The organism is Sphingobacterium hotanense (assembly GCF_008274825.1).
GTDB lineage: Bacteria > Bacteroidota > Bacteroidia > Sphingobacteriales > Sphingobacteriaceae > Sphingobacterium > Sphingobacterium hotanense.
Window position 1 is genome coordinate 3202782 of sequence record NZ_CP030848.1, and the last position, 18213, is coordinate 3220994.

At 41.1% G+C, this 18213-nt stretch carries 17 protein-coding genes; 8 read left to right on the plus strand and 9 right to left on the minus strand.

Annotated elements, in window-relative coordinates:
• Positions 1-96 precede the first annotated feature (96 nt).
• Complete coding sequence (locus tag DSM08_RS13550) at positions 97-807, plus strand: helix-turn-helix transcriptional regulator (RefSeq protein ID WP_149526667.1); 711 nt, start codon at positions 97-99, stop codon at positions 805-807.
• Positions 808-835: 28 nt separating this feature from the next.
• Here the strand turns inward: DSM08_RS13550 and DSM08_RS13555 are convergent, their stop codons facing one another.
• Positions 836-1282, minus strand: coding sequence for a DoxX family protein (locus tag DSM08_RS13555; protein ID WP_149526668.1), 447 nt, complete (start codon positions 1280-1282; stop codon positions 836-838).
• Between the two features lie 159 nt (positions 1283-1441).
• On the opposite strand from DSM08_RS13555, the gene DSM08_RS13560 reads away from it, so the two are divergent.
• The 3 genes from DSM08_RS13560 to DSM08_RS13570 are packed head-to-tail and all read left to right on the plus strand — an operon-like array spanning position 1442 to position 5072.
• On the plus strand, positions 1442-2218 hold the full coding sequence (locus DSM08_RS13560; protein WP_149526669.1) for an N-formylglutamate amidohydrolase: 777 nt from the start codon (positions 1442-1444) through the stop codon (positions 2216-2218).
• Positions 2202-4034: a flavohemoglobin expression-modulating QEGLA motif protein gene (locus DSM08_RS13565; RefSeq protein ID WP_149526670.1), complete on the plus strand. Its 1833-nt coding sequence runs from the start codon at positions 2202-2204 to the stop codon at positions 4032-4034. The genes DSM08_RS13560 and DSM08_RS13565 overlap by 17 nt, the downstream gene beginning before the upstream one ends.
• A gap of 18 nt (positions 4035-4052) precedes the next feature.
• Positions 4053-5072 carry an ATP-grasp domain-containing protein gene (locus DSM08_RS13570; protein WP_149526671.1) on the plus strand — a complete coding sequence of 340 codons (1020 nt, stop codon included), beginning with the start codon at positions 4053-4055 and terminating at the stop codon, positions 5070-5072.
• 1 nt (position 5073) lies between these two features.
• Here DSM08_RS13570 and DSM08_RS13575 read toward each other — a convergent pair whose 3' ends face one another.
• Positions 5074-6048 (minus strand): YihY/virulence factor BrkB family protein, encoded by a 975-nt coding sequence (locus DSM08_RS13575; RefSeq protein WP_149526672.1) that lies wholly within the window; start codon positions 6046-6048, stop codon positions 5074-5076.
• Between the two features lie 66 nt (positions 6049-6114).
• Positions 6115-6798, minus strand: coding sequence for a DUF421 domain-containing protein (locus tag DSM08_RS13580; protein ID WP_149526673.1), 684 nt, complete (start codon positions 6796-6798; stop codon positions 6115-6117).
• A gap of 112 nt (positions 6799-6910) precedes the next feature.
• On the opposite strand from DSM08_RS13580, the gene DSM08_RS19070 reads away from it, so the two are divergent.
• The 3 genes from DSM08_RS19070 to DSM08_RS13590 all read left to right on the plus strand — a co-directional run bounded on the left by DSM08_RS19070 (position 6911) and on the right by DSM08_RS13590 (position 9289).
• Positions 6911-7066: a hypothetical protein gene (locus DSM08_RS19070; RefSeq protein WP_187773869.1), complete on the plus strand. Its 156-nt coding sequence runs from the start codon at positions 6911-6913 to the stop codon at positions 7064-7066.
• A 234-nt stretch (positions 7067-7300) separates the two neighbouring features.
• Positions 7301-8209: a transposase gene (locus tag DSM08_RS13585; protein WP_149526674.1), complete on the plus strand. Its 909-nt coding sequence runs from the start codon at positions 7301-7303 to the stop codon at positions 8207-8209.
• Between the two features lie 240 nt (positions 8210-8449).
• Complete coding sequence (locus DSM08_RS13590) at positions 8450-9289, plus strand: EamA family transporter (protein WP_149526675.1); 840 nt, start codon at positions 8450-8452, stop codon at positions 9287-9289.
• Here the strand turns inward: DSM08_RS13590 and DSM08_RS13595 are convergent.
• The 6 genes from DSM08_RS13595 to DSM08_RS13620 form a co-directional block, all read right to left on the minus strand.
• On the minus strand, positions 9286-9876 hold the full coding sequence (locus DSM08_RS13595; RefSeq protein ID WP_149526676.1) for a hypothetical protein: 591 nt from the start codon (positions 9874-9876) through the stop codon (positions 9286-9288). The two genes, DSM08_RS13590 and DSM08_RS13595, sit on opposite strands and share 4 nt — an antisense overlap.
• 159 nt (positions 9877-10035) lie before the next feature.
• On the minus strand, positions 10036-13206 hold the full coding sequence (locus DSM08_RS13600; protein ID WP_149526677.1) for an efflux RND transporter permease subunit: 3171 nt from the start codon (positions 13204-13206) through the stop codon (positions 10036-10038).
• Between the two features lie 25 nt (positions 13207-13231).
• A complete protein-coding gene (locus DSM08_RS13605) occupies positions 13232-14290 on the minus strand; it encodes an efflux RND transporter periplasmic adaptor subunit (RefSeq protein WP_149526678.1) in 1059 nt (352 codons plus the stop codon).
• 21 nt (positions 14291-14311) lie between these two features.
• Entirely contained in the window at positions 14312-15652 is a 1341-nt protein-coding gene (locus tag DSM08_RS13610; protein ID WP_149526679.1) for a TolC family protein, read from the minus strand.
• 12 nt (positions 15653-15664) lie between these two features.
• A complete protein-coding gene (locus DSM08_RS13615; protein ID WP_149526680.1) occupies positions 15665-16261 on the minus strand; it encodes a TetR/AcrR family transcriptional regulator in 597 nt (198 codons plus the stop codon).
• Positions 16262-16422: 161 nt separating this feature from the next.
• Positions 16423-17085, minus strand: a complete 663-nt coding sequence (locus tag DSM08_RS13620; protein WP_149526681.1) for an NUDIX hydrolase — start codon at positions 17083-17085, stop codon at positions 16423-16425.
• Between the two features lie 141 nt (positions 17086-17226).
• On the opposite strand from DSM08_RS13620, the gene pfkA reads away from it, so the two are divergent.
• Positions 17227-18210, plus strand: coding sequence for a 6-phosphofructokinase (gene pfkA / locus DSM08_RS13625; protein ID WP_149526682.1), 984 nt, complete (start codon positions 17227-17229; stop codon positions 18208-18210).
• Positions 18211-18213: the final 3 nt, after the last annotated feature.

Genomic DNA, 18213 nt, shown 5'->3' on the forward strand with positions numbered 1-18213 from the left:
TAGGTATTTTGATAAAAAATATTGTCATAACTGAAAAAGCGCCTTAGATTTACACTTACAAGATAATTAACCCGAATTAAAATTATTATCCAAACCATGCTCAGCTACCCAATAGCCGGACAGTTCGCCTCTCTAGGAAAGGGGATGTCAAATGCAAAGTTCAATATTGAGGAAATTGGAGAACAGATTCCTGCCGCTATCATGATGCATGATATCATAGATGATACGCCGGTTCGAGTAAGCTATATGAGCGAGTTCGGCTGTAATCTACTGGGAACATCTGTCGAGGAAATTAATCATCTAGGTTTAGCTTATTACGAGAAGTATTTTGTGAAAGAAGAAGTCGAACAATGCGTTCTAGGATTGCAACAATACATTTCCGAAAAGGATCCACATCAGCAATATTCTTTCTTCCAACAAGTAAAGCTTCACAACGAATTGGAGTATAAATGGTTTTACACCATCTGCAAACTTGTCCAAAATCCCGAAAACGACAAATTCGTCGATCAACTGATGATCATTGCGACGCCGATTGAGGGTTGCGGAAATATGGTCAACAAAGTCAATAAAGTCCTTGACGACCATGACTTCGTCAAACAGAACTATCGTCGTTACGCGGCATTGACTAAACGCGAAAAAGAAATTATTCGATTTATAGCCAATGGTGCCTCATCAAAAGAGATTGCAGATAGCTTATTCGTATCCGTTCATACCATAAATACTCACAGAAAAAACATCATACAGAAGCTAGACTGCAAAACTTTTGCAGCATTCCTGAAATTCGCAATTGCATTCGACTTAATTTAAGTCAACCTACGAGCTGTAGCAATCTGGTTTAGATTCTCCGCTTATAGCCCGGCTTATCCATTTCCTTGTCTAAAGACATAGGCCCCGACCCTACGATCAAGAAATAGATCAATAGCATCAAAACGATAAGGGAAAGCCAAAACTCCGAATTAAGAAAACTAAATCCCTTTGTAATATTCACAAAGAAAACCGCCCCAATTAGAATTGGAATCTGTAGTGCTACGGCAAGTCGCGTGCGCAGACCAAGGATGATAAAAATCCCACCCACAATATGTGCAAACACCACATAATGTACCGCCGACCAAATAGACAACTGAAAATGCGTCTGTTCGATCAACGATGCGACAGAATCTCTGTCCATGATAAAACTAACTCCTTTTGCGAAGATGACCAGCCCTAGGGAAATGCGGACGAAGTCTATCCAACGAGGGTGATGCGCGTCGCCCCAGTGCTCAATGCGTTCGATTAGGTTCATAACAACCTCCTTTTTAATTGGTTATACCATTTCAACGTATGAACAGACCGTGTAGTATATTGTTCTATTTTCTTATTAATCTCCCTAATAGACAAACCATTCCCCCATTTAGCTGTTTAAACACTACGGGCATTTCCTATAAAAACACGTATGAATCAAATGACGAAATATCATATCAACCAGGTTGATAGTCCTTTTTGGGCTTTCGCCATACATGATGGGCATCAAATTGAAGAAGAACTAATGCCGTACATGCGGCTTTCGGAAACCGAGCGCTTGCGCGAAGAAGATCCCTTTACCGCAGCAATGGCCGAATTACCCATCAACCAATTCATCGGTGGAAGTTCAAGATTTCAATTAGACATCAATAGAAATTTGGAAAATGCAATTTACCTGACGCCTGAACAGGCTTGGGGACTGCATGTATGGAATCAGTTACCCGAAGCGGAAGTCAACCGACTCCAAAAAGAGCATGCCATGATCTATCAGGAAATAGAGGCATTAATCGAAAGGACCATCGCTCAATTCGGGTTCTTTTTCATCTTTGACATACATAGTTACAATGCGAAACGCGAAGGCCCAACGGAAGAGATCGATAAAGATGCCAACCCGCAGATAAATCTGGGCACAGCATTTATACAACCGAAGTGGCGACACCTGATCGACCTGTTCATCGAAAGTTTTCAGAAAGAAACCCTTGACGGAGAGACGATTGATATACGAGAAAACGTTAAATTTAAGGGAGGTTATCTCAATCAACACCTTAACAACCAATTTGGGCAGTCGGGTTGTGTAATCTCTATAGAGTTTAGAAAAGACTTTATGGATGAATGGACAGGCGTTCCGGACCCCAGCAAAATTACTGCCTGCAAGCAACTGTTACTGAACTCGTTGAAAACTCTAACGCATTATTTCGAAAATGACCGAAAAGAATAAACCACTACAGAGGATTCTAAACGCTATTAACAAGCGATCGGCTATTCATTACCAAATTCCAAATGTTGGAAAGTTTATCTTCAACAAGATTGTCCCTTATATTTTCATATATCGGGTACCTGAGATGGAGAAGCGCGACAAGATGCTTGTCGATTTGGCAAAGACAGAAAATGCAAGTATCGTCTGCAAGTCATCGGGTTTTCCATTAGAAGAATGGATTCGCCCTATTGCGCAAAAACTTGCCGAAGAGTTTGGCGCCTGCTTGCTAATTGAAGTATGGATTGCAGATGAGAAGCAGAAAGACGATATAGAAGTCCATGTAGCACAAAAGGATCTATTACCCTTAGCTGAGTACCTTGAAAAAAACATTCGCTTAGAAGCGCCTGAAATACGCGTAGGCATTGAGAAGGATCAGCATATCCCCCACCCACCTGATACGAAACAACTATTTTCCAAAAAGGAACTGCAGAACAAGCAGATCTTACTGATGGGTATCTCCATCAAACAGAACTATCTTGACGAAGCCGACAATGTGCTGCCTTTGTTGATGCGGATTTATAGAGAGTCTTTGGCGAAATCTCTGTCCCGATTGTTTTTCGAGTTTCTACGGGTCTACACCCACCTCAATGCTACGGCTCAACGCATCAATGTGCATCAGGAATTGACACCATTAATGGTTGAGATCGACCAAGCATTGGCTCAAGAAACAAAGAAGTTCGACTTCCTGCTCATGGTCACTCCGCTCAATGCGCACGAAGCCTGGCTACAGTTTAAGAAAGACAAGTTCTGGAAGACCCCGAAGTTTCTATATCGACCTATGCACGTCGACCCAGACCTCGTTAAACGTAGACTTTACAACCTACGAATCGAGGATATATACGACCCTACGATGGCCTACATCTTTCGGGACAAACGCGCCGAGCTCGACTCCATGATCACCATGCTTGCCGATCGTGGAAAAGAAGATTTCCTTCACGGCAGTTTACAGGTATTTGGAAACGTTTCGGAGAAACTATACAACTCTGCGCTGGCGCTATTGATGATGACAGAGCGTGAGGAGGTCGCGAAGAGATCGGATGATATTATCTCGGCAAATGATTTCGCGAAAATGGCACGTGAGGAAATACGATATTTACAAAAACAAAATACCGAATTCAATAGCCCTGTTCGCGTTCGTGAAGATATTTCAGGCGTCATGGTCAACCGTGGAGCCTTGAACATCAGTCAAGAGTATAAACTTACCCGCTCAAGGGCAATGGCATTGATTCAACATGAAATCGGGACACATGTAGTCACTTATTTCAATGGTCGCCAACAGCCGCTCAATCTGTTCAGTCTGGGTGTACCGGGATACGAGGAGCTGCAAGAAGGTCTAGCAGTGCTGTCTGAATACATCGTCAATGGGCTGAACAACGATAGACTTAGAATTATTGCCGCCCGCGTGATTGCTGTTCACCATATGTTATTGGGAAATACCTTCACCGATACCTTCGACATGCTCGTCGATCAATACCTTTTTCTTCCGGAAACGGCTTTTAACTTAACCATGCGGGTATATCGTGGTGGTGGATTAACGAAGGATGCGCTTTATTTAAAAGGGATCATCGAGTTGTTAAACTACATCAAAGAAGGAAATGAGGTCGATCTGTTGATGATGGGTAAGATTCGAAAAGACTACTTGCCCATTATCAAAGACTTGCTGCAACGCGGTGTCTTGATACCTCCAGCGATAATACCGCGCTATATGTCTGTCGATTATAAACCCAAATGGCAGGAAGTAACTCAAAAAGGATCCATATTTAAACTAGTAGAATAATCTAATCCGATTGTATATATGAAAATTGCATTTTTAATAAATCAAACCCATAAGGAAGAGGAAAAATTCACCACCACTATCCTTGCGTTGAAGGCACTCGAAAGAGGACACACGGTAATGTATATTGGGCTTGCCGACTTTGTCTATGAAGACGAGCAGCGCGTTCTGGCTCACTGTAGAATCGTTGAGCCGGAGCAGCAAATTGATACCGGCGATAAGTTGATGAAACATCTTAAAGACGCCAAAAAGACTTTGGTCGACCTCTCTACGGTAGAGGTATTATGGCTGCGCTTCGACCCGACCTTAGATATGATCAACAGACCTTGGGCTGCCGCAAGCGGAATACAGTTTGCTCAATTAGTGAAAAAGAACGGTGGATTTGTAATCAATGACCCCGATAATCTGGTGCAGGCAAATAATAAATTATATCTAGAAAACTTCCCGAAAGCCGTTCGTCCAAAAACAATGGTTACTAGAAATCACGAAGACATTCTACGTTTTTTAGAGGAGCAGAACGATAAGATCATCCTCAAACCATTGAAAGGCTCGGGTGGAAAGAACGTATTCATGATTAAATACGATGAACGACAAAATCTAAAGCAGACTGTTGAAGCGATTGCTCGCGACGGTTATGTGATTGCACAGGAGTACCTTCCAGAAGCTCATAAGGGAGATATACGTTTCTTTTTGATGGACGGCGAACCCTTGGTTGTCGATGGCGTTTATGCTGCAGTACAACGTGTGCAACCGGAAAATGAAATCAGAAGCAATATCCATCAGGGAGCTACCGCACAAGTGGCCGAAATAACCGAGGATATCTTGAACCTGACGAAACAAGTTTCGCTGACCCTAAAGAACGATAATATGTATTTAGTAGGCTTAGATATCGTAGGCGATAAAATCATGGAAGTCAATGTATTCAGTCCCGGTGCGCTCTACCATGCGATTAAACTTGGAAAGAAAGACTTTGCCGGAGCAATCATTGCAGACCTAGAAAAAAGAGTTGAAAACTTCTATGCAGCAATAGACGCTGATTAGATTACTTCTCAGTAACCGTCTCCTCCGTCGTCAATGGCGCGGGGGGGATTTCATCCACATTCCTTTCTATTTCTTTCGTTTCTACATGCACAGCAAACTCCGAAGGCTCGATACTGACGCCTTTGTAGGTGGCATACTCACGAGTAAATACAGCTCCAAAATATAATATAGCCGCCGTATAGTAAACCCAAAGCAAAATCAACACAATAGATCCTGCAGCTCCATAAGTGGTTTCCGTATCTGAATTTTGAAGATATAAGCCGATCCCAAATCGACCGAAAATAAAAAGTATAGCCGTAAATAGCGCTCCGGCACGAACCGTTTTCCACTTAATATTTACATCTGGTAAGACCTTAAAGATCACAGCGAACAAAACGAAAGTGATACCGAAGGATAATAAGAAATTAATAGCATCCATAACGAACACTGTCATATCTGGAAAGTAACGAAGCAAGCGATCGGTCAGTGTTAAGATTACGCCGTTGACCACTAATGTAACAACCAATAAGAATCCCAAACCAATAACTAAAGATGAGGATAATAATCTATCGGTAATCAACTTCAACCATCCCTTTTTAGGTTTTGCGCGAACATGCCATATTTTGTTGATGGAGTTTTGTATATCCCCGAATACTGTAGTTGCACCGATGATCAAAGTAACGATACTGATGATGAGTGCTAGTGTAGATTTACCGGAGAGTTCTAAGTTCTTGATCACTTCCTGAATTTGGCGTGCAGCACTCGCACCTACCAAACCGTTCAATTCTGTAAATACTTTTCCCTTTATCGCTTCCTCGCCCAAAAATATGCCCGCGAGAGAAATCATCAAGACCAAGATAGGTCCTAGGGAGAATATAGTATAATAGGCTAACGAGGCACTGTATTTCAAACTATCCTCGTTCATAAACCCCATTACAGAGTTCTTCAATATGCTAAAACTGTCTTTAAAGAAATTGGATTTCTTTTTCTCTTCCATGTAAATAATTGTTTTTTTCTTTATGACTTAACAGGCGGCTATAGAAATTGTTTTGAAAATCCCCTTCTAGCCTATCCGACGTGAATTTATTGCATGTGCCCACTCCCTTTTCCCACAACGGTCGCATCGGTCCTCGCAAGTTTCTAAAGTCGATTTCACATTTCCACAGAACAAACAAGCAAAGGGTCCACCGTCCTCCAACGAAGTAATCTTATATTGGTCGTCTGGAAATAAAGGCAACCCGTATTTAACTTCCTCGTCGGGATAATATAGCACGCTCATGGTTCCATCTACCTCCAATAAAGCAACGCGAACTTGCCCCAGATGCTCTATAGACTGATTCCGCAATTCTGCAAAGAACTCCATCTGCGAAAAGTCACTATCGCTTTCTTTCTTGACTTCAAACATCCCGTTCTTGACAACACACATGGGCTTGCCCTCCATCAGCTCGTTGAAAAAGCGATTCTTCTGCGTCAACCAAGTGATGAACTTGTAGAAAAGTATAATCGAGAATAAAACAATGAAACCATAGAGTATAGGAATATCCTCTTGAAACATCGGATCTCCGGCAGCAGAACCCATGGCAAGAATAATAGCCACCTCAAATAGCGTAAGTTGCCTGACACCTCTCCTGCCCGATAAACGCAGTACAATCAGGATGATAAGAAACATCATCAACGTCCGACTAATAATCTCCAAGATGAAGGACAACTCCACATCCTTCAAAAAGATATTTTGGATATCGATCATAGCATATTGTTTTTTCTATATCAGGAACATTTAATCCTTCAGAAGGTTTTACCAAGCAGACCAAACCTTTTCGGGAGTGGATTGTTTTACTATCAGAACAACATAAATTAAGATGAGCAAGAAAGAAACCCTACAGGAAGAAGAAGAAAAAAAATATCCAAAAGAAGAAGAAACAAAAACGGACGTCGAACATGATACCGGAAAACGTCCGGAAAAGGATACCAATCCTTTGCCACCGAATCCGAATAAAGTCGATGATCACGAATAAGCAACGGGAAACCGACTAGTTCGAGACAATACCCTTTATTAAGTTAATCAAACCTCTATCACGGCCCTTTTATAAGGGTTCTGATAGGGGTTTTATTTTAGTAGTTAGTATTTAGTAATGCGAATTAAGGGTTGAAATATATTGGAAAAATCTTCTTAAAAAGAGGGTTGAAAACTTGTATAAAAGCCTGATTATCAGTATATTTATAATGTTCCTTACGCATTATAAAAGAACATGATCAATCAGGCCAAGGCTCTAAAATTAATAAAATTATACCAGTATGTGTGTGATAAATATGACAGTGAACTGCAATATTACTGTCAGCGATTTTCAAACAATAACAAACCTGACTTTACTGATCAGGAGGTTTTGACCATCTATTTATTCAGTGTGCACGAGGAACAGCGGCTAAGGATCAAGCAGATTCATAAATTCGCCTCGGATTATCTGATGGATTGGTTTCCCAAGCTAACTTCGTACGTAGCATTCAACACCCGTATCAACCGCCTTTTTGATGTTTTGAGATCTCTCTGTCAGTCAGTTATAGAGGACTTTGCTCCAGAAGAGTGCTCCAGAGAATTTTCCCTACTGGACTCTATGCCCATCATAACCTGCAGTGGGACTAGAAGAGCAAAGGTAGCTCTGGAGATAACGGATAAAAGCTTCTGCTCAACGAAGAGGCTTTGGTATTTTGGATTAAAACTTCATGCGCTCAACAGCTATAACAAATCCAAGCTGCCTCGTCCGGAAAGCATAGTAATAAGCAAGGAATCTGAAAGTGACCTGAACATATTTAAGGAGAATTGGGCATCCATCGCAGGTAGGACGTTCTTTGGTGACAAGATATACCGTGACGCCCCATTCTTCGAGTGGTTTTATAAAGAAAAGAAATCAATTATGTATACCCCGATAAGGGAAACCCAAGGAAAGCCGGATTGTTTAAAAAACAGGGATCGTGCTTATAATGATCTGTTTTCAAGAGCAGTATCTAGGGTAAGACAACCAATCGAATCCTTTTTTAATTGGATAAATGAAAAAACACAGATACAAAACGCAAGTAAGGTCAGATCTACCAAAGGACTATTAGTACATGTGTTCGGTAAATTAACAGCCTGTTTCATAAAGCCTATTTTCAACCCTTAATTCGCATTAGTAGTTAGTATTTAGACCTATGGCGTTCGTTTTGATCGCTATTTTTTAGCGGTATTTTTTTAGAAAAAAAGAAGTATGGAAGGATGTTTTGTCTTTGAACCAGGAAAGGAAGGATTGGGAGGATGTTTTGTCTTTGAACCGGGAAAGGAAGGATGAAAGGATTGGCAGGATCAGGTCTTAAATCTAATGTCTAACATCTGATATCTAAACCTTACCTTTACTCTGAAAATTATGAAGAATAAAAACCTAGCCGTTCCTGCAGCCTTAGCATCGATGATATGCGTTCAAGGCGGTGCTTCTCTTGCGAAAAGACTATTTCCAGCATTAGGTGCCATTGGCACTAGTACGTTAAGAATTGGGTTGTCGGCGGTTATATTGTTCTTTATCAATCGGCCGAAGTTCAGCAGCTTCAGCAAAAAGCAATGGCTCTATTGTGCGATCTATGGATTGGGAATTGCTGCGATGAACCTTATTTTCTATATGGCTATCCAGCGAATACCTTTAGGACTGGGCGTGACGATAGAATTTGTCGGACCCTTGTTCTTAGCATTGGCGCTTTCGAGAAAGCTTTTGGATATCGTATGGGCATTATTAGCCTGCACTGGGATATTGCTTATCGTTCCATGGGGAACCGGAGATATTGATCTATTGGGGCTGTTTCTCGCTTTTCTAGCGGGAGCCTTTTGGGCACTTTATATCATCATGGGTGGTAAAGTTTCTAAAGTGATGGACAGCAAAGATGCAGTATCCACTGGAATGTTGATTGCAGCGGCCTTTATCATCCCTTTTGCAATTTGGGATGGTCAATTGGCTAAGATTACTCCAATGTTGTTTGCTCAAGGTCTTGGAGTTGCTATTTTATCGAGCGCATTGCCCTTCTCCTTGGATATGGTCGCTTTAAAACAATTGCCCGCAAAGACCTTTTCCATTTTAACGAGCCTTCAGCCTGCCTTTGCTGCTTTATCAGGTTTATTATTTCTACAGGAGACCTTGACGGGCTTGCAATGGCTGTCTATCGCCTGCGTGGTCATGGCGAGTATAGGAACTACCCTATTTAGTCGTAATCATTAATTCTTTAGGGGTAGCAACTTTCCGTCTTGGCGAATTTGATAAACTTTCGTCTCTACCGTAGGCTCTTCGGGGAAGTAATTCCAATGCGCTATGCTTAGCTTCTCCTTTTCAATCAGGCTTATCTCACGGATTGCTGACTCGGCAATCTCATCATATGCAATATCCATCTGATCGACTATTTTAAGCGCTGTATCCAATAATAATAGTGTAGTATTCAGTTCGTGCTCTCCCATTGGATAAGTCACAACCAAACCGGTGATATCATCAGAAAACTTTAGCTGATAACGGATTCTTACATCCTGCTCGCTTTGAAATTCTCCTTCGAATTTTAAAGCTTTGATCAATGCTGGATCGGAAATTCCGTCATCCTTGTAATTATCAAAATTGGTCGAGTCGGTATAGGGGAACGACTTCTCCGGGATGGCTGTTAGATCGATTGCCACAGCTCCTTCCTGCGGGATTTCCCGAACATTGGTATCTAGCTTTGGCAATGTTCGCGCTGTATCCTTAATTTCTTGTGGCTTTTGGCCCGACTGGCAGGATAAAAGAATGAACATCAGTATTGGGGCGAATAGGAAACTTTTCATCGACTATATTTTTAAAGCACTACGATATTAATAAAATTACTCGAACATAAAGATTAGATCATATTTTATTTACACTATATTGAGGTATCTCGGAGTACCAAAAGAAAGGGCTGCCTAAAAAGGCAGCCCTCGCATATATGGTATTTTTAATTGTTCTTACTACGTATGTTTAACGTCCATTTCGTCAACATAGTCTTCGTTCATCACGAAATCTTCAGTCATCAACTCTTCGTAATTTGTCTTTTCTTTCTTACCGAAGCGTTTTCCGATACTGTCGAATATCGAGTACACGACAGGAACCACGACTAAGGTTAAAAGAAGGGATGATAATAGACCCCCGATAATTACGATGGCAAGACCTCTGTTCATATCCGCACCGTCACCTGTCGCCATCGCAATTGGAATCATACCGAATACCATCGCAATAGTCGTCATTAAGATCGGACGAAGACGAGCATGGTTGGCTGCAACTAAGGCGTCATGTGTGCTATCACCATGTTCTTTACGGTGGTTTGCGAAGTCAACCAATAAGATCGCATTCTTCGCCACCAAACCAATCAACATGATAATACCTAAGATGGTAAAGATGTTCAACGATTGGCCTGTTAAAGCTAATAGTAATAACGCTCCGATGAATGATAATGGAATCGAGAACATCACGACGAAAGGCGTAGAGAAACTGTCGTATAGAGAAACCATTACTAAGTAAACTAACAAGATAGATGCTAGTAAGGCTACCCCTAAGGTACCGAATCCTTCTTCCTGACTCTCCATGTTACCACCCCAGATGTAAACTACTCCTGGTTTGCGCTCTAGTTTTTCGAATTCTGCCTGCCACTCACCTGCAACCTCACCTAATGTACGTCCTACGATAGATGCCTGAACAGATACTGCCGGCGATTTATCACGACGCTCCAATAAGGTTGGACCTGAACTGTAGCTAACTTCTGCAAACTGCTCTAACGAGATCGGCGTTCCTTGCTGATTAATGAACTTCAAGTTTCTTACGTCTGCAATATTCGAACGGCTTGCTTCATCGAAACGGATATTGATATCGTATTCGTTGTCGCCAGCACGGAATTTATTGTCTGTATTACCCGAGAATGCAGTCTGCATGGTCATACCCACTGTCGCTACGTTAAGACCTAAAGAAGTCATTTTCTCACGATCTACTTTTACATTGATCTCCGGGTTACCACTTTCAGAAGATAACTTCACGTTGGTTCCACCAGGAACATTGCGCAATAATGCAGCAGCTTTTTCAGCAAACTCACCAGCGTCCTTAACATCCGAACCGATAATCGTTAGCTTCAATGGTGCTTGCTCCGCTCCCATTAAACCCATGTTTACTGATTTTACCTTTGCTCCAATCAGTTTATTTTCCAATTCACGCTGTAATACCGCAGCATAAACCTTAGAGTTTTCTGTATAGGTATCTTTCATGATTACGTGGATCTCTGATTTATAACGAGAACCTGCAGTCGACATTACCCCATCGGATGACTGTCCTACCGACGTAATGATACGTTCAACCTCTGGCTTAGCTAAGATAATAGCCTCTGCCTTTTGGGTTAAGAAGTTCGTTTTCTCTAACGATGCGTCTTTCTCTAATTCCAATTGGATCAAGTACTCACCCTTATCTGATGCTGGGAAGAAATCGGAACCGATATATCCCATACCCACTAAACTACATGAGCCTACGAACAATAGAACAGAAAGACCCAAGGTAGCTAATTTGGTAGCTCTGCTTTTCAAACACCATTCTAGGATACCTGTAATCCAGTGCGTGAATTTGGTAAGTCCAGCTTCGAAGCCTACGATAATGCGTCCGAAGAAAGACTTCGCATTGATATGCTCCAATTTACCGAAACGAGAATATAACCATGGCACGACGGTGAAAGAAACCAATAATGATAGTAAAGTAGAGATAATAACCGTTACACAGAACTGTGCAAGGATATTCGCTACTAGACCTGTTGACATCGCAATCGGCAAGAACACCACCACAATTACCAATGTAATCGCAGATACAGTAAATCCGATTTCTTTTGCTCCGTCATAAGCCGCGCGCACTTTATTTTTACCCATCTCCATGTGGCGGTGAATATTCTCGATAACAACAATCGCGTCATCGACAAGGATACCTACCACAAGGGATAATCCTAGTAAGGACATCAAGTTCAAGGTATAGCCCATCAATAATAGACCGATAAAGGTTGCGATCAATGATAATGGAATAGCCACCATGGTAATCGCCGCATTACGCAAGCTATGTAAGAAGAACAACATGATGAAACCTACCAGGGCAACCGCAATCATCAAATCGTGCATTACGTTGTTTGCTGCATTTAAGGTATAATCTGTCGAGTCGTTCGCTACTAATACTTTGATATTATCTTTTGCATAGTCTGTCTCAACTGTTGCAATAGTTTCTTTTACCAATTTTGATACTTCTACCGCGTTGGCATCCGATTGTTTGAACACCTGCAATAAGATCGTATTCTGTTGATCTAAGCGCGCAATTTTCTCAATCTCTTTGATACCATCCTGTACGTCAGCAACATCGCGTAAGAAAATCGTAACACCAGTAGGTGTCGTGATCGGAAGGTTTCTCAACTCTTCCACATCCGTTACTTTACCCGCCAAACGAATAGTCGTTCTGCTGTCGCGTGTACTCACATTACCTGTAGGGAAGTCTAAGTTAGATTGGGCAACAACTTGCTGAACCTGACCAATAGAAAGTCCGTATCCTTCCAGCTTCTGTGCATCCACACTGATTTGGATCTCACGTTCCTCACCACCGATTAAGTCTACCTTTGCCACACCATTGATACGTGCGAAAATAGGCTGAATCTTGTTATCTAATAAGTCGTATAGTTGTTTCTCAGATAGATTTGACGTTACGGCCAAACTCATGATCGCCACGTCATCTAGTGAGAATTTGTTCAACGACGGAGGATCTACGTCTTCTGGAAGGTCTTTCAGAATCGTATTGATCTTACGCTGTGCATCCGTCAAGAGGAAGTTGACGTCGGCTCCATCGTTCAAGGTAATCATCACGACAGAAACGTTCTCCATGGAAGTGGATTCCAACTTCTTGATATTCTCTAGGGAGGAAACGGCATCCTCGATCTTTTTGGTAACCGTGTTCTCCACCTCCGTAGGCGATGCCCCCGGATATACCGTTTGGATCGTAATTACGTTCACCTCAAATTTTGGTACTAACTCATACCCCAATTGGGAATATGAGAATATCCCACCCAAGGTCAGTATTATAAATAATACGATGATCAGACTGGGACGTTTTATCGATATTTCAGTAATCTTCATGTCTTATTTTTCGTAATAGCACAAATTATTTAATCACTTCCACAGGAGCTTGGTCGATCAAGTTGATCTGACCTGAGATGATCACTTGGTCGCCAGCAGCTAATCCGCTAGTTACTTCAATCTGATCACCAAAGCTTCTTCCTGATGTTACTTTTGTCTCAATGGCTTTGCCATTTTTCAATACGAAGATTTTATTGTCAGAGATACTACCAACGAATGCCGTTCTTGGAACTACTAATGCTGATGCTGTACCTTCGCCACCAAATACTGCAGTACCATACATACCTGCACGTAGATCGTTGTTAGGATTGTTAGCAATCTCGATTTCAACTGGGAAGTTTAAGCTACCATCTGATTTAGGAGCAATAAAAGTAATCTTACCGCTGAATGTTTTATCTACATATACACTAGCCAATACTTGAACAGTTTGACCAACACGTAGAGTAGCAACGTTCTTCTCGTCAACATTCACACGTAACTTCAAAGTGCTTACATTAACGATATCAAATGCTGGTGTACCTGGGCTTACATAAGCGCCTGGTTCGATTTTACGAGAATTTACAATACCACTTACTGAAGTTTTGATTGTTACATCACCCGCAGTTAATTTGGCACTCTTCAAGTTGTTCTTTGCATTTTCAAATTGCAAACGCATTTGATCAACTTGTTGTTGCGTAACACCACCTGTTGATAATGCGCTCTCGTAGCGTTGTAATGTTGCTCTCGCGTTATCATATGCAGCCTGTGCGTTAGCGACATTTACGTTTAGCTTGTCACCTTCGACTACTGCTAATGTCTGGCCAGCTGATACACTAGAACCTTCATCTACCAAAACACGTACTACGCGACCGCCAGTTTCGGCAGCAACGGTAACTTCTTGTTTCGGCATAAAAGTACCGTTCGCTTGGTAAGCTAAGCTCATTTGTTGGTTAACAGCTGTATCGATACGTACTGCAACCGCTGCATTTTTCTGTGCTACGACAGCAGTTTCTTGCTCCACTTTAGCCTTATTCTTGTTTAGAATATAGAATATACCCGCTAGGGCTAATGCAATGACTATTATTGTTATTAAAGCGCGTTTCATAATGAGTATTAAGAGTTGTGATTATTCGTTTACTAATGTTTTTAAGTTTCCGTTCGCTTTGATCAACTGGATCTCAGCAACTTTGTAGTTTAACAGCGAAGTGTTCAAGTTATTCTGCGCATCGGATAATGCATTCTCTGCGTCTAATAATTCCGTCAATGTGGCTAGGCCGTTTCTATAGTTATTGTTGGTATCATCTAACACCTGTCTTGCTAAATCGACGTTACGACGATTGTTATCAACAGTCAACAAGCTATTTCTAATTTGTGATTTCGCATTCTCGCTAGCTAGGTTCAAACCTAATTTGGTATCCTCTAGATCAACTTTAGCTTTTAAGATATCAACGTTTGCTTGATTAACCTTTGCACGCGTAGCTCCACCATTAAAGATTGGGATAGTTAAATTCAATCCTAAAGCAGAGAACTTCGACGTGTTAGTCTTGTCGTTGAAGATTGGAAACTGAGGACCGAAACCTACATAACCTAGATTACCCGTAAATGCAAGTGAAGGATAGAACTCAGAAACCTTAGCTTTCTTGTTCAGCTCCAACAATTCGATCTGTTTTTCCAATATTTTGACCTCAGTACGAGCATCCACATTGTATTGCTCTGCTGCAACATTCACATCCACATCAAAAGTTTCCTTTGGCAATTCGATATCTTGTCTGATATCCATTCCGATAGCAAATTTCAACGCGTTCTCACGAAGTTGTTGCGCATTGATCAACTGCTGCTTTTGTGCTAACATATTGTTGATGGCAACCTCTGTACGATCAAGGTCAATTTTCTTCATCAAACCAGCGTCAACTAGTCCTTTAAGGATGTCGCGAGTCTTAGTCGTATTATTTAAGTTGGTTTCCAAAGTATTCAATTGCAGATCCGATTGGAAAACCTCGTAATAAGCATTTGCTACTTTCTCAATCAACTGCTCATCTGTCAATTGGTCGTTGATTTGGTAAAACTCACGTGTAGTCTGTGCCGCTTTCAAGCCTGTGAAAAGTGATTGATTAAATAATTGTTGATTCACCTGTACTACTGCTTGGGAATTCCATGGCTGTCCAAACTCCGCAACGATGGTATTCACCGTTCCGGTAGCCTGATCTGTCATCGTGATCACGTTCTTTTGAATCATCGGATTGTAGGTCAATGATCCCGATCCGTTGATTTGCGGAAGTGCCCCAGCGCGCACTTCATCGATTTTGTATTGCGCATTCGCGAGATCCAGCTTGGATTTCTTTGCCTCCGCCTTGTTCTCCAATGCAAACTTTACAGCCTCTTGAAGAGTCAAGGTTTCCTGCGCATGTAGCATAGAACCTGAAAAAATTCCTGCTAATAACAGTGTGATTATATTTATCCTTTTCATTTATGTGTAATTCTATTTAATTTTTCCTGCAAATATCAACTTCGTCGCTCGAACCTGACTCGCCAATATCAGATCTACATTCTGCTCATTAGGGATGCCGGTGATAATATCCGACACGGTATGCAAAATACTTACCCCTTTTGTCAATTCTACATAGGCTGCGGCGGCATCCTGCGCGTCTGCCAATTCCACCTCCCCCGCTGCAATTGCTTTTTCAAACAAATGAGCGATACATTCAATATCCCTTGTGTAAAAACTTTCCATGGTACACTGAATGTCCATGCCTTTCAACCAATCTAAATTCTCGGCAATATGAAGCACATAATACTTTCTTAAAAATGAAGCTCTCATTTCCAGTATGCCTACTAAAGTCTCGATTAGATTACCTTTGTACTTATTGATAAGCTTAAGCTCGTCTGCATGTATCTCATCGATGACATGGTGCAAGACCGCTAAAATAAGGCTGGTTTTGTCCGGATAATAGTAATACAGATTTGCTTTGGTAATTCGCAAATCATCAGCAATCTCGTTCATTGTGGTCTTTTGAAAACCAAAATGCGAGAAGCGTTTTAGCGCTGCTTCGATGATCTGATCCTTACGATTTTCCATTTCTCTCCTTTTTTATCTTTTGACCTTTTTCAAAAATTGTTCAAAAGTAAAGAAATGATAGCAAATAATATCATCCCATTGTCAAAAAAGTGATTCTTAACACTTTCTTAACGCCAGCATTGGAATTAACGACAAATTGTGGCGGAAAAACTAACGAATCATTAGTCTTGAGAAAATTGTTTGTGGAACTTTCTTTTGTCAAAAGAGTACAGTTTGGCTGCTCTATAGGACACTCCCTTCTGATATTCGTTCAACTCCTTTAGGTAACCTAAGTTGTTGATCTTTTTCCTGAAGTTACGTTTATCGAGCTTTTTATTCAAAATGGACTCGTAGACTTGTTGCAGTTGAGTGAGGGTAAATTTGGTAGGTAATAATTCGTAAGGAGCCGTTGAGTATGTAACAGACTTCTTCAATCTTTCTAAACTTAGCGTAATAATATCGCGGTGGTCAAAAGCCAGTTCCGGTAGTTCGGATACAGGGAACCATTTTAACTGACGCATATAATCTGAGGTAGGCGCAATTTTATTTTTCACTTCTTCCATTTGTACCAAAGCCATGTAAGCAACTGTGAGGATTCTACCTTCTGGATGTCGCTTCACACCAGCAAATGCCGCTAATTGATCCATATAGATGTCTTTTAGGCCTGTCATCTCCAATAAAATACGAGAAACAGCGTCTTCCATTTCTTCATATTTGTTGACAAAATAGCCGGGTAAAGCCCACCATTCTTTATACGGATATTCGTTTCTCTCTGCTAAAAGTATTTTTAATTGACCTTCATCGAAACTAAAGATCACACAATCAATGGTAAAATGCGTCTGCAAAATCTAAATTTATTTATTTGATTAATATGGATTATTCGATAATCCTAACAATTATATAAATCAACAAACAAATTACCAAAAAAATTTAATAGTGTAAGAAATACACATTATATTCGTAAATCATAAAAATAGAGGAACCTAATGAATAACATCAGAAGAATTGGAGTTTATACTTCTGGAGGTGATGCTCCAGGTATGAACGCTGCCATTCGAGCCGTCGTCAGAACTGCATTATATCATAATTTAGAAGTTACAGGAATATACAGAGGATACGAGGGGATGATAGAAGGTGACTTTAAAAACTTAGTAAGCCGTTCGGTAAGCTCTATCCTACAAAAAGGCGGAACAATGCTGAAATCGGCACGTTGCCCCGAATTCAGAACACCAGAAGGTCGCAAGAAAGCCTATGACAATATCAAAGCGGCGGGTATCGACGCTTTAGTTGCCATTGGTGGCGATGGTACTTTCACCGGTGCCGAGATATTTTCTAACGAATATAACATTCCGGTAATGTGTATCCCTGGTACAATCGACAATGACCTTTATGGTACCGATTATACGCTGGGCTTTGATACAGCTAACAATACCGTTATCGAATCAATCGATAAAATAAAAGACACCGCAGCATCACATAATCGATTATTTTTCGTTGAAGTAATGGGTAGGGATTCAGGAAGTATTGCCTTATACGCTGGTGTCGCTGGCGGTGCTGAAGCGATTATGCTTCCGGAGAAGGATACGGCCATCGATGAACTTATCGACATGCTTGCAGTTGCGAAAGATCGAAACAAAACCTCGATGATCGTTATTGTTGCAGAGGGTGACAAAAACGGCGGAGCCTATAATGTAGCGAAACGTGTGAAAGAAAAATTTGATTTTTATGACACAAAAGTTAGTATATTAGGACATCTGCAACGTGGGGGATCACCAAGTAGTTTTGATAGAATATTAGCAACCCGTATGGGCTATTTTGCAGTTAACGAACTGCTAAGAGGCAATACGCGCGGGACTGTTGGTATCCGAGGCAGTAAAATCACCTCAACCAGTCTAGAAGAAGCGCTTAGAAATAAAGAGTTTAAGCTAGACGAAGAACTGATAACTATTTCCGAAGTAATGAACATTTAATCT